Origin of the sequence: Sulfuritalea sp. (assembly GCF_017302275.1) — a bacterium.
In the GTDB taxonomy this organism is placed as follows: Bacteria; Pseudomonadota; Gammaproteobacteria; order Burkholderiales; family Rhodocyclaceae; genus Sulfuritalea.
Map to the genome: position 1 here is coordinate 45,392 of NZ_JAFLDR010000009.1, position 15,259 is coordinate 60,650.

The 15,259-nt window shown below is 65.1% G+C and carries 12 protein-coding genes; 7 read left to right on the forward strand and 5 right to left on the reverse strand.

Annotated features, from left to right (window positions below):
* Positions 1–85 precede the first annotated feature (85 nt).
* The 3 genes from J0M27_RS06845 to J0M27_RS06855 are packed head-to-tail and all read left to right on the forward strand — an operon-like array spanning position 86 to position 2,155.
* Positions 86–394, forward strand: coding sequence for a 2TM domain-containing protein (locus J0M27_RS06845; RefSeq protein WP_294988985.1), 309 nt, complete (start codon positions 86–88; stop codon positions 392–394).
* Between the two features lie 7 nt (positions 395–401).
* Positions 402–1,409 carry a histidine kinase gene (locus tag J0M27_RS06850; RefSeq protein ID WP_294988988.1) on the forward strand — a complete coding sequence of 336 codons (1,008 nt, stop codon included), beginning with the start codon at positions 402–404 and terminating at the stop codon, positions 1,407–1,409.
* The gene (locus J0M27_RS06855; protein WP_294988991.1) at positions 1,406–2,155 is read left to right on the forward strand and encodes a LytTR family DNA-binding domain-containing protein; all 750 of its coding nucleotides are present in this window, start codon (positions 1,406–1,408) and stop codon (positions 2,153–2,155) included. The genes J0M27_RS06850 and J0M27_RS06855 overlap by 4 nt, the downstream gene beginning before the upstream one ends.
* Here J0M27_RS06855 and mnmH read toward each other — a convergent pair.
* Both mnmH and J0M27_RS06865 read right to left on the reverse strand, forming a co-directional pair.
* On the reverse strand, positions 2,142–3,203 hold the full coding sequence (gene mnmH / locus J0M27_RS06860) for a tRNA 2-selenouridine(34) synthase MnmH (RefSeq protein WP_294988994.1): 1,062 nt from the start codon (positions 3,201–3,203) through the stop codon (positions 2,142–2,144). The two genes, J0M27_RS06855 and mnmH, sit on opposite strands and share 14 nt — an antisense overlap.
* A gap of 24 nt (positions 3,204–3,227) precedes the next feature.
* A complete protein-coding gene (locus tag J0M27_RS06865) occupies positions 3,228–3,869 on the reverse strand; it encodes an arylesterase (protein WP_294988996.1) in 642 nt (213 codons plus the stop codon).
* Positions 3,870–3,993: 124 nt separating this feature from the next.
* Here J0M27_RS06865 and J0M27_RS06870 point away from each other — a divergent pair, with 124 nt between their 5' ends.
* From J0M27_RS06870 to J0M27_RS06885, 4 genes are all read left to right on the forward strand, one after another.
* The gene (locus J0M27_RS06870; RefSeq protein ID WP_294989158.1) at positions 3,994–4,683 is read left to right on the forward strand and encodes an ABC transporter ATP-binding protein; all 690 of its coding nucleotides are present in this window, start codon (positions 3,994–3,996) and stop codon (positions 4,681–4,683) included.
* A 133-nt stretch (positions 4,684–4,816) separates the two neighbouring features.
* On the forward strand, positions 4,817–7,639 hold the full coding sequence (locus J0M27_RS06875) for a site-specific DNA-methyltransferase (protein WP_294988998.1): 2,823 nt from the start codon (positions 4,817–4,819) through the stop codon (positions 7,637–7,639).
* A gap of 7 nt (positions 7,640–7,646) precedes the next feature.
* Positions 7,647–9,536, forward strand: a complete 1,890-nt coding sequence (locus J0M27_RS06880; protein ID WP_294989001.1) for an ATP-binding protein — start codon at positions 7,647–7,649, stop codon at positions 9,534–9,536.
* Positions 9,533–12,313, forward strand: coding sequence for a BPTD_3080 family restriction endonuclease (locus tag J0M27_RS06885; protein WP_294989004.1), 2,781 nt, complete (start codon positions 9,533–9,535; stop codon positions 12,311–12,313). Before J0M27_RS06880 ends, J0M27_RS06885 begins: the two co-directional genes overlap by 4 nt.
* On the opposite strand, the gene hpnE is transcribed toward J0M27_RS06885, so the two are convergent.
* The 3 genes from hpnE to hpnC are packed head-to-tail and all read right to left on the reverse strand — an operon-like array spanning position 12,310 to position 15,232.
* Entirely contained in the window at positions 12,310–13,581 is a 1,272-nt protein-coding gene (gene hpnE / locus J0M27_RS06890) for a hydroxysqualene dehydroxylase HpnE (RefSeq protein ID WP_294989007.1), read from the reverse strand. The genes J0M27_RS06885 and hpnE overlap by 4 nt on opposite strands.
* Entirely contained in the window at positions 13,566–14,399 is an 834-nt protein-coding gene (gene hpnD / locus J0M27_RS06895; protein ID WP_294989010.1) for a presqualene diphosphate synthase HpnD, read from the reverse strand. Before hpnD ends, hpnE begins: the two co-directional genes overlap by 16 nt.
* Positions 14,396–15,232, reverse strand: coding sequence for a squalene synthase HpnC (hpnC, locus tag J0M27_RS06900; protein ID WP_294989013.1), 837 nt, complete (start codon positions 15,230–15,232; stop codon positions 14,396–14,398). Before hpnC ends, hpnD begins: the two co-directional genes overlap by 4 nt.
* Between the last annotated feature and the right edge of the window lie 27 nt (positions 15,233–15,259).

A 15,259-nucleotide genomic window follows, 5' to 3' on the forward strand; every position in this document is an offset into this window, starting at 1 on the left:
TCGTCGCATTCGGCTGGCGATCGTGGGTGCCTTGCCGGAAACTGCAGCCATCCCGTCATTGCGGGCACCTTCCAAGGAGAGAATCATGGTCTGCCGTTCCCGATATGTCGATGATCCGTCACATTCCGTAGCCGAGCGCGATGCCCGCCGCCAGGTTGGCATGCTGCGCGCCTTCTACCACCACCTGATGGTGTTCGTGGTGGTCAATTGCGGGCTCCTGGCGATCAACCTGATCGCTTCTCCCGGACGCCTGTGGTTCTACTGGCCCTTGCTGGGCTGGGGCATCTGGCTCACCCTGCACGCGCTAAGCACGTTTGGCGGCAGGCGTTGGCTGGGGGCCGAGTGGGAAGAACGCAAGCTGCGCGAGTTGCTGGCCGACAAGGCCGTGAAATAATCGCGCTATGACGAAACTGTTCGCAACGCTGGCCGGCACCATTGTCTTCAGTACGCTGATTGCGGGCTTCCTGTCCGCGATCGGTTTTGGCGGTGGTTTCGCCATCAACCTGGTGTTCTCGCAGTGCATCGGCCTCAGCATCGCGATGCTGCTGCTGGCTGTCCTGCATGCGAACCTGCCGCCGCTGTTGCGCGGCCTGGCGGCGGCGGCCGGCATCGTTGTCGGGGCGGCGTTGGGCGGCTTCCTCGGGCGCCTGCTGACCGGCGTCGGCAGGTCCGCCGACGGCGTCCATGAAGCGCAGTCGCTGCTGCTCGGACTGGTTTTTGGCGCGATCGCCGCCGGGTTTTTCTGGCTGCGCGAGCGCAATTCCAGTCTTCGGCGCGATCTCCAGGCGCGCGAACTGGCCCGGCTGGAGGCCGAGAAGCAGGCCCTGGCCGCCCGATTGCGCCTGCTACAGGCGCAGATCGAGCCGCATTTCCTGTTCAACTCGCTGGCCAACGTGGCGGCCCTGATCGATGTCGATCCGGGGCGCGCCGGCAGCCTGCTCGACGCGCTGATCCGCTACCTGCGCTCCAGCCTGCAGCGCACCCGCGCCGAGGGCGGCTCGCTCGGCGACGAAGTGACCCTGCTCAAGGCCTACCTCGACATCCTGAAGATACGCATGGGCGATCGCCTGGACTACGCCTTCAAGATTCCGCCGCACCTGCTTGGCCGCGAATTTCCACCGATGCTGTTGCAGCCGCTGGTCGAAAACGCCATTCGCCACGGCCTCGAACCGAAGCTGGGCGGCGGCTTCCTGCAGGTCGACGCCGCAGTGGCCGACGGATGCCTGCGGATCAGCGTCGCCGATGACGGCGTCGGCATCGCCGAGGCGCCCGGCGAGGGCGTCGGCCTGTCCAACATCCGGGCGCGACTGCTGGCGCTCTACGGGCCGGCGGCGCGGTTGGAGGTGGCCGCAAAAGTCGGCGCTGGCGTCACGGCGACGCTTGACCTTCCGCTGGAGGCCGCGCCATGAAAGCCGTGATCGCGGACGACGAGTCCTTGTTGGCACAGCACCTGCGTACCCGTCTCGCCACCCTGTGGCCGGAACTGGACATTGCCGGCATCGCCGCCAACGGCATCGAGGCGCGCGACATGATCGAGACCCTGCGTCCCGACCTGGCCTTCCTCGACATCCGCATGCCGGGCCTGTCCGGGCTGGAGGTGATCCCTGCGTTGTCGCCGGCGGCGCGTGCCGCCTGCCGCGTGGTTTTCGTCACCGCCTATGACGAGTTCGCGGTGCAGGCCTTCGAGCGCGAAGCGGTCGATTACCTGCTGAAGCCGGTCGCCGACGAGCGCCTCGCGCTGGCCGTCGAACGCCTGCGGCGGCGGATCGTCGCGGCGCCGCAGGACGACCTGTTGCAGCGCCTGCAGGCGCTGCTGCCGAAAGCGGCCAGTCACCTGGAGTGGGTGCGCGCCTCGGTGGGCAACGAGGTCAGGCTGGTGGCGGTGGACGAGGTCTGCTATTTCCAGGCGGCCGACAAATACACGGCGGTATTCACGCGCGACGCCGAATTGCTGATTCGCACGCCGATCAAGGAGCTCGCCGAACAGCTCGACCCGGAGAAATTCTGGCAGGTGCATCGCGGCACCCTGATCAATGCGCGCCAGGTGGTTTCCGCGCGCCACGATGCGCTGGGCCGCGTCAGCCTCAAGCTGCGCGATCGCGCCGAAACCGTGGCCGTCAGCCGCGGCTATGCGCACCTGTTCAGGCAGATGTAGCGAGGATTTGCAGCGCGAGTTCGTCGAGCGCGGCCGGGTCGAGGCGTTCGGTTTGGTAGCGCGCCGCATCGCCGAACGAGGCGTAGTTGTTCGCCTGCGAGCGCTGGTAGAGCGGATCGTAGTGTTGCGCCAGGAGTTCGGCGACCAGCGTCGGAAAATCTTCCAGGGCGACCAGTTCACACCAGCGGGCCAGCGTCTCGTTGCTTTGCAATCCCTTGAGGTGGCCAAGGCGTTCCAGCAGCCAGGTCGGGTCGGCCACGGCATAGTCGTAATCGCGCAGCAGGAAATCGACGCGTGCTGCCAGCGGCGCCTCGATGCACAGGGTGGGCGCGCGACGCATGGATTCGAGCAGCACGTCCGGCACCTGCAGGCGCCCGATCTTGCGGCTTTCGGCCTCGACGAACACCGGCTGCGCCGGGTCCAGCGCCGACAGCGCGGCCAGCAGTTGCGATTCGAAGCCCTTCTGCGCCGGCTGCGGCTGCCAGGGCAGGTTGCCCAGCACGGAACCCTTGTGCGCCGCCAGTTCCTCCAAGTGCAGGATTTGCGCGCCGCGCGCCGCCAGGGCCTCGAGCAGGCGGCTCTTGCCGCTGCCGGTGGCGCCGGTGACGACGCGAAAATGGAAAGTGGGCGGCAGCAGCGCGAGCTGTTCGACCACGTGCTGGCGCCAGCGCTTGTAGCCGCCCTGCAGCCGATGCGCGTCCCAGCCGATCTCGCGCAGGATGTGGGTGAAGGCGCCGCTGCGCTGGCCGCCGCGCCAGCAATAGACCAGCGGCCGCCAGTTCTTCGGCTTGCCCAGCAGATGCTGTTCGATATGCCGCGCGATGTTCTTCGACACAAGCGCGGCGCCGAGCTTTTTCGCCTCGAACACCGATACCTGTTTGTACAGCGTGCCGACGCGGGCGCGCTCCTCGTCGTCCAGCACCGGCATGCTGATCGCGCCGGGCAGGCGATCCTCGGCGAATTCGCCCGGCGCGCGGGCGTCGATCACGGCGTCGAATTCCGCGAGCTGCTGTACGGTCGCGATGCCCTTGGGCAGCTTTTCATCCATGGCGAGGGGGCGGGCCTGGAGACCCTAGCCGAGCAGCGGCTTCAGCGCGGCCCAGACGTGGTCGAGGATCTTCGGCTGCGCCGCGGCGGTCGGATGCAGGCCGTCGGCCTGGAAGGCCTGCTGGTCGAGGGCGATCGGCTCCAGCAGGAAGGGCAGCAGGGCGATCTTTTCGCGCCGCGCCAGGTCGCGGAAGGCGTCGTCGAAATCCTTCGTGTATTGGGGGCCATAGTTGGGTGGCAGGCGCATGCCGACCAGCAGTACCCGGGCTTGCCGCTTCTTCGCCAGAGCCACCATCGCGGCGAGGTTTTCCTTCATCGCCGCCACCGGCAGGCCGCGCAGGCCATCGTTGGCGCCGAGTGCGAGAATGACCACGGAAGGCTTGAACTGTCCGAGCGCCGCATCCAGCCGCGCGCGACCGCCGGCGGTGGTTTCGCCGCTGATGCTGGCATTGGTTACCGTCGCGGCGGAACCGTTGGCCTGCAGGCGCTGTCCGAGCAGGGCCGGCCAGCTCTGGCTGACGGCGATGCCGAAGCCGGCGGAAAGGCTGTCGCCGAACACCAGGATGCGCTTTTCAGCGCCGTGGGCGGGTAAGCTGAGGAACAGCAGGGCAATTAACGTGAAAAAACCTGCTCGAAGGCGCCGGTTACATTCGAGCGCAGCGAGCAAATCAGTAGCCTCCCCTTGCGGGGAGGATGGGAGGGGCGGGCGTCTAACTCGCCCTTCCGTCGTTTCATTATCGGATGTGCGGCATCGCTGCATGAAAGTTAGGCAGGAGGCAAGTTTCTTGAACATGATCGAAAAGCGTCTGGCGACGGACACGGTAATCGAGGTGAGCGCCCTGGGCAAGGTGGTGCCCAGCGGTGACGGCACGCTCACGATTCTGCACGAGATTTCGTTTGCGGTGAGGGCGGGCGAGGCGGTGGCCATCGTCGGCGCCTCGGGTTCCGGCAAGTCGACCCTGCTCGGCCTGATGGCCGGCCTCGACCAGCCCTCGTCCGGCAGCGTGCGCCTGGGCGGGGAGGATCTGGGCGGGCTCGACGAGGACGCCCGCGCCGAATTGCGCGGTCGCCTGCTGGGCTTCGTTTTTCAGTCCTTCCAGTTGCTGCCGGCGCTCACCGCGCTGGAAAACACCATGCTGCCGCTGGAACTCGCGGGTCGCGCCGATGCCCGCGCCTCGGCCTCCGCCATGCTGGCGCGGGTCGGGCTCGGCGCGCGGCTCGGGCACTATCCCAAGCACTTGTCGGGCGGCGAGCAGCAGCGCGTGGCACTGGCGCGCGCCTTCGCCATGCGGCCGCGGCTGCTGCTGGCCGACGAGCCGACCGGCAATCTCGACGCCGCCACGGGCGAGCAGATCATCGCGCTGATGTTCGACATGAACGCGGAAGCCGGCACCACGCTGATCCTGGTCACCCACGACGAGGCGCTGGCAAGGCGTTGCGGACGGACTTTGCGCCTGGCGAGCGGGCGGCTGGAAACGTAGCGGCGATCTTCAAAAGTCGGCGCTGGCCGCACGGCGGCAGGGTCTGGAACGCTGCGGCTTTGATGACCGATTCCAGCATCCCAGCTTCATGTTTCTGGTATAAACCGGAGCAGTCCCTCGCAGGAAAGACCGCATGGCCAAGAAACCCTCTTCCGTCGCCAAGTCGGCTGCCGCGGAAGCCGACATCCTCAGTTACCGCCATCCCGACCGGCGCAAGAACAATCCCGAGGTCGGCATGGTCACGCCGGCCACCGATCCGGACGACGGCAAGACCACCTGGCAGCATGATCCGCATCTTGACCCGAGCCTGAGCTGGACCGGCAAGGCCGAGCGCCTGAGCTTCGAGGTCGATACGGTCAGCCTGCACGTGCATGAGCGCATCGACCCGGCGAGCATCCTGTCCGCCGCACGAAAAGTCGGCGCTGGCGAGACGGCGAAAAGCGCGGCGAAAGACAAGGCCAAGGGAGCGAAAGCCGCGCAGCAGCGCGCCATGCAGCCCGGCCTGTTCGACGCGCCCTTCGAGAGCCTGCCGCTGCGCGACGCGATCGACTTCTACAAGCACGACAAGGGCTGGAGCAACCGGCTGGTGGCCGGCGACTCGCTGCTGGTGATGAACTCGCTGTTGCAGAAGGAAGGCATGGCCGGGCAGGTGCAGGCGATCTATTTCGACCCGCCCTACGGCATCAAGTACGGCTCCAACTTCCAGCCCTTCGTGAACAAGCGCGACGTCAAGGACCGAAAGGATGAGGACCTGACGCAAGAGCCGGAAATGATCAAGGCCTTCCGCGATACCTGGGAACTCGGAATTCATTCCTACCTGACCTACCTGCGCGACCGGCTGCTGCTGGCGAAGGAGTTGCTCTCCGAGTCGGGCAGCGTGTTCGTGCAGATTGGCGACGAAAACCTCCATCACGTTCGGGAAATACTAGATGACGTATTTGGCGCAGAGAATTTCGTAAGTGTTATCACCTTCAAGAAGACCGCAGGGCAAACATCACTTTATCTGCCGGGCACAACTGACTTCATCATTTGGTATGCAAAAGATCCAGCGCGCCTCAAGTTTCGCACCTTGTTTCGTGAGCGGGCTATGGGAGACGACGGATCAGATGCCTATACATCGGCTCGACTTGCAAACGGTTCTATCCGGCGCCTAGCTGCTGAAGAGCTTTCGGGTGCGACTGCCATTTCTTCCGACGTTCGTCCTTTTAGATATCAGCTTGCTACGAGTCAGCGCGAAGGTCGTCCTTCTGGCGAAGGATCGGCCATGCACTTCCCAGTTCGGCTAAAGGGTGAAGACTTCTACCCAACTGCAAATCGAGGTTGGACTGCGACATCGGGAGGCATGGAGCGGCTTGTAAAAGCGGGGCGCATGGCTAAGCAGGGTGCCAATGCAACGTATGTGCGCTATCTCGACGATTTCCCTGCAATTCCAATAACCAACTTTTGGGCAGACACTCAGTCTGGCAGCGGAATGGACAAGGTGTATGTAGTCCAAACAAGTCAGAAGATCATCGAACGCTGCCTCCTGATGACCACCGACCCCGGCGACCTCGTGCTCGATCCGACCTGCGGCTCGGGCACCACGGCCTACGTCGCCGAGAAGTGGGGCCGGCGCTGGATCACCTGCGACACCTCGCGTGTGGCGGTGACGCTGGCCAAGCAGCGCCTGATGACCGCGAGCTACGACTACTACGAGCTGCGCTATCCGCACGAGGGCTTGCGCGGCGGCTTCATCTGGAAGACGGTGCCGCATGTCACGCTGAAATCCATCGCCAACAACCCGGACATCGACGCGATCTACGAACGCCTGCACCCGGCCATCGAGCAGGCGCTGGCCGAGTTGAACAAGGCGCTGAAGGCCGAGGCGCAGGAATGGGAAGTTCCCTTCGATTTCCCCGAGGGCGCCGACGAAAAGGCACGGCTGGCCTTCGCGGCCTTCCACGCCGCGCGCCAGGCGATGCAGAAGGCGATGGACCGTTCCATCGCCGGTCACGCCGATCAGGAAACGCTCTACGACCAGCCGGCGAAATCGAAGTCCAAGCTGCGCATCACCGGGCCGTTCTCGGTCGAGGCCGTGCCTTTCCCGACCGTGCAGGCGCTGGATGATGAGAGTCGGCGCTCGCGGGACGGCGCTCAGTTGGGTACATGGTCAGCCGATGCGAGCATTGCGCGCTCCGGCGAGTCCTCGCGCCAGCACCAGTGGCGAGACGAACTGCTGAAAACCGGCATCCGCGGCAAGGGCGGGCAGATGCTGAAGTTCGCCGAGCTGGAAACCCTGCCGGGCACCAAATACCTGCACGGCACCGGCCATACCGAAGACGGCCAGCGCGTCGTCGTGCATTTTGGCCCCGAGCATGCGGCGCTGGAACAGCGCGCGGTGACCAATGCGCTGGAAGAAGCCGGCAACCTGTTCCCGCTGCCGAAGATGATCGTCTTCTGCGCCTTCACCTTCGACCCGGAGGCGGCGAAGGACATCGACCACCTGAAGGGCATCACCGCGCTCAAGGCGCAGATGAACACCGACCTGCTGACCGAGGACTTGAAGAAGGCGCGCTCGTCGAACCAGTCCTTCTGGCTCATGGGTCAGCCGGACGTGGCGGTGCGCAAGCGCAAGGACGGCCTGTTCGAGGTCGAGGTCAATGGCTTCGACTATTTCGACACCGCCAAGGGCGAACTGGTCTCGGGCGGCAAGGGCCGCATCGCGATGTGGTCGCTCGACACCGACTACGACGAACGCTCGCTGTTCCCGCATCAGGTGTTCTTCCCGCTCGCCGGCAAGGGCGAGGGCTGGGAAAAGCTGAAGAAGGACATCCGCGCCGAACTCGACGAGGACGCGCTGGAAGCCTTCCACGGCACCGTCTCGCTGCCCTTCGCGGCGGGCGATAACCGGAAGGTGGCGGTGAAGATCGTGGACGACCGGGGAATCGAGTCCTTGCGCGTCGTGGGATTGGATTGAGGCGGCGATGACCGAGCAGCAGTTGTCCCTGTTTGACGACCTGGGCTACTACGAGGGTGTCGACGTCGAGTACAAGGGCGCCAGGGGCGGCTTGCCGCGAGACCTTTGGGAAACCTATTCCGCCTTTGCCAATACCGACGGCGGCACGCTCTGGCTTGGGATCACGCAGCGCAACGGCAAGCTCGATGTCCATGGCGTGACCGAGGCAGAAAAGCTCGTTGCGGACTTTTGGAACACCATCAACAACCGCGGCAAGGTCAGTCGCAACCTGCTGACCACGAGTAGCGTCGGGATTGTGGCGGTGGACGACAAGCCGGGCCATGCGGTGATTCGCATCGACGTGCCGCGCGCCGGCAGGCGCGAGCGACCGGTGTTCATCGGCAGCGATCCCTTTCACGGCAGCTTTCGACGCAATTACGAGGGCGATTACCGTTGTCGCGATGACGAGGTTCGGCGCATGTTCGCCGATCAGGCGGAGGAGCCGCCGGATGCGAGGATTCTCAAGGGCTTCTCGCTCGACGATCTGGATACGGATTCGATACGGCAGTTTCGCAATCGCTTTGCCTCACGCGATCCCAATCATCCCTGGCATCGGGAGGATGATTCCGGGCTGCTGGTGAAGCTGCAGGCTTGGCGCCGGGACCGTGCCAGCGGGATTGAAGGGCTGACCGCCGCCGGGCTGTTGATGTTCGGCAAGCTGGAGGCAATCCGGGCACCTGAGGCGATCCCAGGGTTCCATCTGGATTACCGTGAGCGCCTGGCCGATGATCCTGCAGTTCGCTGGACGGATCGGCTGACTCTGGATGGCACCTGGGAGGGAAACCTGTTGCAGTTCTATCAGCGGGTGATCCTCAAACTGGGTAGCGGACCAGGAATCAAGGCACCGTTTCAGACCGATGCCGAAGGCTATCGCTTGTCGGGCGGGCCGGTGCATGAGGCCTTGCAGGAGGCCCTGGTCAATGCCTTGATCCACGCCGACTACAGCGGCCAAGGCGGCATCGTGATCGACCGATATCCGAACCGCTTCGAGTTCTCGAACCCTGGAACACTCCTGGTTTCACGGGAGCAGATTCTGCATGGCGGTGTCAGCGAATGCCGCAACAAGTCATTGCAGCTTATGTTCCAGATGTTGGGGGTGGGCGATAAGGCTGGCTCGGGCATCGACAAGATCAGGCAGAGTTGGGCGGCCGAACATTGGCAGTCGCCCAGCTTCAAGGAAACCATGCGGCCCGACCGGGTGCTGCTCACCCTGCCGATGGTCAGCATGTTGCCGGAGGGAACCGTCGAGGAATTGCGCGTTCGCTTCGGTGATGCGTTTGAGCAACTTGATCGGCACGAAGTACAGGTGGTGGTTGCGGCGGCGCTGGAAGGCGAGGTTAGCAACCAGCGCTTGCAGGAGATCCTCCCGCTGCACCGGGTCGACATCACCAAACTGCTCCAGGGCTTGGTCCGCAAGAATCTTTTGGTTCCCGAGGGATTTGGCCGCTGGACGCGGTATGCCTTGCCGGGGCAAATCGAACCGGAGGCCAACGGGGGTAGGTCGGAGGCTAACGGGGAGAGCTTGTTGTCTAACGGGGAGTGCTCGCCTGCTAACGGGGAGAGCTTGCTCGCTAACGGGGAGAGCTGGACGGTTGATGGGGAGCTGGTTGAACGGGTGCGGTCGAGCCAACGGGCACCCACAGAGTTAGTTGAGCAGGCGATATTGTCACTCTGCTCGGAAAGTTTCCGGACCTTGTCCGAACTGACACAGGCATTGAACCGGAGTCCGAAGCGCTTGAGGAATGCCTACTTGCCAGCGCTGGTCGCCCGGGGAGCGCTGGAACTACGGTTTCCCGGTCAAGCCACCCACCCGGATCAGGCCTACCGGACAGTGATTCAGGGCATATCGGACACATGAACTCGCTGATCCTCAATTCTCCCTATGCCGAGCCAAACCGCCATTGGCAGCAGGCCAAGGGCGGTGAGTTGGTCGAGCTTGAAGGTCGCCGTCCCGCCAGCTACGAAATCTTCGACATTCGCAACAACACGCGGCGCAGTGAGCCGCTGGAGCGGGTCAACGAGATTCGCGGTCGCGTCGCCGCCTGGCGCGCGGCCGACTATCCGGGCGCGACGGCGGTTACCCGCCGCCTGCTGGAGCACTGGAACGACCGCACGGCGCGCCTGTACCCCTTCTATTACTGCCAGATCGAAGCGATCGAGACACTGATCTGGTGGGTCGAAGGTTCACCGGAGTTTCGTCAGGGCATATTCCTGCCCGGCGACGGCGGGCCGTGGGAACGCCTGTGCAGCAAGATGGCCACCGGCACCGGCAAGACGCTGGTGATGGGCATGATCGTGGTCTGGCAGGTGGCAAATGCGCTGACCTATCCGAAGCGCAAGGATTTTTCGCGGGCGATCTTCGCCGTCGCGCCGGGGCTGACGGTCAAGGAGCGCCTGCGGGTGCTGTATCCGGGCGAAGCCGACAACGTGTATGACCAGTTCGCGCTCTGTCCGTCGGAAGCCATGCGCCAGCAGGTGAACCGGGCGGAGATCCTGGTGGAGAACTGGCACGCGCTGATGCCGCTGGAGCCGACAGTGCGTTCCGTGGTGAAGAAGGGCCGCGAGTCCGACGAGGCATTCACCCGGCGTGTGCTGGGCAAGCTGGCGGGCAGCCGCTACCTGGTGGTGATCAACGACGAGGCGCACCACGCCTATCGCGTGCCGGCCGATGTGAAGATCGGCCGCAAGCAGGCGGCGGAACAGGGCATCGATCTCGACGAGGCGACGCGCTGGATCGAAGGACTGGACCGGCTGCACAAGACGCGCGGCCTGCTGCGTGCCTTCGACCTCTCGGCGACGCCGTTTGCGCCGACCGGCAAGGCCAATACTGAGGCCGGTTTGTTCTCGTGGATCGTGTCGGACTTTGGCCTCAACGACGCCATCGAGGCCGGGCTGGTGAAGACGCCGCGCGTGGTGGTGCGCGACGATGCCTTGCCCGATGCCCGGACTTTGCGCTCGAAGCTCTATCACATCTACCGCGATGCCGAGGTGGCGGACGACCTGAACCGGCGCGGCGCCGAGCCGCACGAGCCGCTGCCCAAGCTGGTGCAGGATGCCTACACCCTGCTGGGCGCCGACTGGCGCGCGGCATTGCAGGACTGGCAGGCGGCGGGCCATGTCTCGCCGCCGGTGCTGCTGACAGTCTGCAATCGCACGGAAACGGCGGCGCGCATCGAGCATTACTTCAAGAAGGGCAATGCCCACTGGCTGGAACTGCACGATCCGGCGCGCACTTTGCGCGTCGATTCCCGCGTGCTGGAGAAAGCGGAGCAGGGCGAGAGCGCCGCCAGCGACAAGGACTACGAGGCGGAGTTGCGCGCCATCGTCGACGTGGCGGACATTCCGGCGGAAAGGCGTGAGCGGCTGGCGCCGCTTTCCAAGGAGGAACTGCTGCGCGAGATCGTCGATACCGTGGGCAAGACCGGGCGCGCGGGGCAGGACGTGAAGAACGTGATTTCCGTGGCCATGCTCTCGGAAGGCTGGGACGCGAAGAATGTCACCCACATCATGGGCCTGCGCGCCTTTACCTCGCAGTTGCTGTGCGAGCAGGTGATCGGTCGCGGCTTGCGGCGGGTGTCGCACGACAAGGACGAAAACGGACTGTTCAAGCCGGAGTTCGTCAATGTCTTCGGCGTTCCGCTGTCGATCTATCAGGAAGTTGGCGGTGGTGATACGCCGCCGCCGCCGCGTCCGAGCACCCAGGTCGAGGCCTTGCCCGAGCGCAATGCGCTGGAAGTCCGCTGGCCCAATGTGCTGCGCGTCGATGTCGTGATGCGGCCGACACTGGCGGTGGATTGGCACAAGGTGCCGGCCCTGACGCTCGATCCGGCGACGACGCCGGTGGTGGCGGAAATCGCGCCAGCCCTGGGCGGTGCGGCGGATCTCGACAAGATCACACGCATCGACCTGGAACTGCTGCCGGAAGAATTCCGTTTGCAGCGTCTGGTGTTTCGTGCGGCGCAAAAGGCCTTCGAGCAGACGGAAGGCCGCTTCAAGGGGCAACGGGATTTCCTGGCAATGCAGTTGATCCGGCTGGTGGAGAGCTTTCTTGGCCGCGACAAGCTGGACATTCCCAGCCTGTTCCATCAGGACGAAGCCCGCCGCCGCATCCTGATCGCGCTCAATCTCGATGGCATCGTGCAGCACCTGATGCGCCATGTCGAAGAGCAGAACCGCGAGCGGCTGGAGCCGGTGTTCGACGAGGAAATGCCGCTGGGCAGCACGCGTGCCATGCGCACCTGGTACACGACCAAGACCTGTCACCGGACGCAGAAGTCGCAGATCAGCCACATGCTGGCCGATTCGGCCTGGGAGCAGCATGCGGCCAACCTGATGGAGATGGATGCCCGGGTTGTTGCGTTTGCCAAGAACGACCACCTTGGTTTTCAGATTTTCTACCTGTGGAACGGCGTGCGCCGACGTTACCTGCCTGATTTCCTGATCCGCATGAGCAACGGCAAGACACTCGTGCTCGAAATAAAGGGCGAGGATTCCGAGCAGAACCGCGCCAAGCGTGCCGCGCTCGATGCCTGGGTCAGCGGCGTGAATTCAAAGGGCGGGTTTGGGGTCTGGTGCTGGGACGTGGCGTTGAAGCCACATGAACTGGCCGATATTCTGGCGCGGCACGCCGGCTAATTCGCGTTCATGACAAGGCGCGCTGCTGCCACGCCGCTGCGCACCGCACCTTCGAGGGTCGCCGGGTAATCGCCGGCGACGTAGTCCCCGGCTAGCCACAGGCCGGGCAGGCCGCTGGCGGCGGCAGGCCGCGACAGGTTCGGCACGCAGGCGAAGGTGGCGCGCTTCTCGGTGATGGTCTGCACCTTCAGCGGCGCCGGCAGGCCGGGCACCAGCCGCGCGATTTCGCGATGGATTCCTGCTTCCAGCTCCTCCGCCGGTAGTTCCAGGTGCCTGCCGCGCGCGCTGATGACGGCGGCGACCAGGCCCTGCTGGCCGCACAGGGCACCACGATCGAACAGCCATTGCGCGAGCCCGGCGTCGACGCCCAGCATCGGCTGCGGCAGGCGCGTTGGGGGTGGATAGCTGAAGTAGCTGGTGACGATGGGTTCCCAGTCAAAGTGTTCCACTTGCGTAGCCAGTTCCGGAACCAGCGCGGCGAGATGGTAGGGCGCGACGGCGACCACCACCTGGGCGAACGGCCCCGCGTCGTCAACGCGCCAGGCGTCGCCTTCGCGCCGCAGCGCGGCGACGCGATGGCCCGGATGGACGCTGCCGCCGCGTTGCCTGACGAACTCCGCCGCCGGTTGCGGAAACATTCGGGTGAGGTCGACTTGCGGCAACAGCATGTCGCTGGCTTCGCGGGTGCCGGCCAGGCTGTCGCGCAGCACGTTGGCCAGGACCTGGGCCGAGGCGCGCTCGGCCGGCGTGTTCAGCGCGGCGATGCACAGCGGTTCCCACAAAAGTCGGCGCTGGCGCGACGGCGTTTTGTTTGCGTCCAGCCATGCGGCGACCGTGATGTCCGGTTCGACGCGGAACCGTCGTGCTTTCAACCCCTGCATGAGGCGGATCGCGGCAAGCTTCTCGCGCCAGTCGAGCCCGCGCGCCAGCAGCAGGGCGAAGGCTGTGTGCAGCGGCGCCGGCAGGTGCGGTGCGCTCATGAGGAATTCGCCAGGGAACTCGAAGCGCAAGGGCGCGCGCCGCAACAGGCGCCCGGGATCGGCGCCGACCGCGCGCATCAGGCGCTGGGTTTCCGCATAGGCGCCGACCAGGATGTGCTGCCCATTGTCGACCTCGAAGCCGTCGATGCGCGCCGCGCGGGCGCGGCCGCCGAGTACGCGCGAGGCTTCGAAGACAGTGACATTCCGCCCGGCGGCGGCAAGTTCCACGGCCGCGGCCATGCCGGCATAGCCGGCGCCGATGACGGCCAGCTTCAGGCCATCAGCCACGTTTTTCCGGCCAGCCAAAGCTTGCGCAGCGGCGGTAAGGATATGCGCTGGTGCAGCACGCGGAAGTCGTCGCGCACGATCTCGTCCAGCGTCGCCTGGTAGATGGCGGCCATGATCAGTCCGGCGCGCTGTGCCTTGCGGTCGGCTTCAGGAAGCAGGGCGAAGGCCTGCCGGTAGGTGGTGCGGGCCCGTTCGACCTGGAATTTCATCAACTCGCGGAAGTTGTCGCCGTAGCGCGCGCCTGCCAGGTCGGCTTCGGTGACGCCGAAGCGTGCCAGTTCGTCCTGCGGCAGGTAGAAGCGTCCGCGCCGGGCGTCTTCGCCGACGTCGCGGATGATGTTGGTGAGCTGGAAGGCCAGCCCGAGGTCGTGCGCATACTTCAGGGTCTGGCGTTCGCGGTAGCCGAAGATTTCGGCGGCAAGCAGGCCGACCACGCTGGCGACGCGATAGCAATACAGGTGTAGCGCCTTGAAGTCGGCATAGCGAACCTGTTCGAGATCCATTTCCATGCCCTCGATGATTTCCAGCAACTGCTCCTGCGGCAGGAAGAAGTGCTTCAGGGACGTCGCAAGGGCCTGCGTCACCGGGTGGCTGGCGCGACCTTCGTACAGCGCGCCCACCTCGTTGCGCCACCATGCCAGCTTGCTGCGCGAGACGACCGGATCGGGGCATTCATCGACCACGTCATCGACTTCGCGACAGAAGGCGTACAGCGCGGTGATCGCCTGGCGGCGGCGCGGTTCGAGGAACAAAAAGCTGTAGTAGAAACTGGAGCCGCTGGCAGCGGCGCGTTCCTGGCAGTATTGGTCTGGGGTCACGATCGGGCTTCCAGGGGGCGGACCAGCGAGCGCCACAGGATACGCGGCCAATCGGCGGCCTGCAGCACCGGCCGTCGGGTGAAGACATCGTAGTCGACGGCCTCGATCTTATCCAGGATGCGCAGGCCGCCGGCCACGATGGCGCGGATTTCAAGGCCGATGCGGCCCGGCAGGTCCCAGCCCAGCGAAGCGCCGGAGAGCATCAGGGCGCGTGCCCGGTCGACCTGGAAGCGCAGCAGATGTCGAAAGTCGGCGCTGGCGACACGGCGCAGAATCGCCGCGTCATCGACGCCGAAGCGCGCCATGTCGTCCCGCGGCAGGTAGATGCGGCCTGCGCTGCCCTTGCCTGCGTCGATGCCGACGTCCTGCCAATGATTGATCAGTTGCAGCGCCGAACAGATCGCGTCGGAGCGTCGCAGGTTCTCGGCCGTGGCATGGCCGAACAGATGCAGCAGGAGGCGGCCGACCGGATCGGCGGAGCGGCGGCAGTAATCCATCAGTTCGGCGAAGTCCTGGTAGCGGTCCTTGACCACGTCCTGCTGGAATGCGTCGAGCAGGTCGCGGAACAGTTGCGCCGGCAATTCGTACCGCGCTACGACAGGGCGCAGGCGCAGGAATATCGGATGCCGGGTTGGCGTAACGCTCGCCATGGCGTCGAGTTCGGCCTGGTATCCGGCCAATAGCTCCCTGCGCCGCTCCGGCGCCAGGTCGCCTTCGTCGGCGAAGTCGTCGGCGCTGCGGGCAAAGCCGTAGATCGCCGCCACCGGCTCGCGCAGCGAGGCCGGCAGCAGGATGGACGCAACGGGAAAGTTCTCGTAATGATCGACGGCCATTGCGGGGACGGGAGGCAAGGATCAAAG

What these genes read in the sequence shown, in the direction of transcription:
- J0M27_RS06845 (WP_294988985.1), top strand. Translation starts at nt 86, where the DNA reads ATGGTCTGCCGTTCCCGATATGTCGATGATCCGTCACATTCCGTAGCC.
- J0M27_RS06850 (WP_294988988.1), top strand. Translation starts at nt 402, where the DNA reads ATGACGAAACTGTTCGCAACGCTGGCCGGCACCATTGTCTTCAGTACG.
- J0M27_RS06855 (WP_294988991.1), top strand. Translation starts at nt 1,406, where the DNA reads ATGAAAGCCGTGATCGCGGACGACGAGTCCTTGTTGGCACAGCACCTG.
- mnmH (WP_294988994.1), bottom strand. Translation starts at nt 3,203, where the DNA reads ATGGATGAAAAGCTGCCCAAGGGCATCGCGACCGTACAGCAGCTCGCG.
- J0M27_RS06870 (WP_294989158.1), top strand. Translation starts at nt 3,994, where the DNA reads ATGATCGAAAAGCGTCTGGCGACGGACACGGTAATCGAGGTGAGCGCC.
- J0M27_RS06875 (WP_294988998.1), top strand. Translation starts at nt 4,817, where the DNA reads ATGGCCAAGAAACCCTCTTCCGTCGCCAAGTCGGCTGCCGCGGAAGCC.
- J0M27_RS06880 (WP_294989001.1), top strand. Translation starts at nt 7,647, where the DNA reads ATGACCGAGCAGCAGTTGTCCCTGTTTGACGACCTGGGCTACTACGAG.
- J0M27_RS06885 (WP_294989004.1), top strand. Translation starts at nt 9,533, where the DNA reads ATGAACTCGCTGATCCTCAATTCTCCCTATGCCGAGCCAAACCGCCAT.
- hpnC (WP_294989013.1), bottom strand. Translation starts at nt 15,232, where the DNA reads ATGGCCGTCGATCATTACGAGAACTTTCCCGTTGCGTCCATCCTGCTG.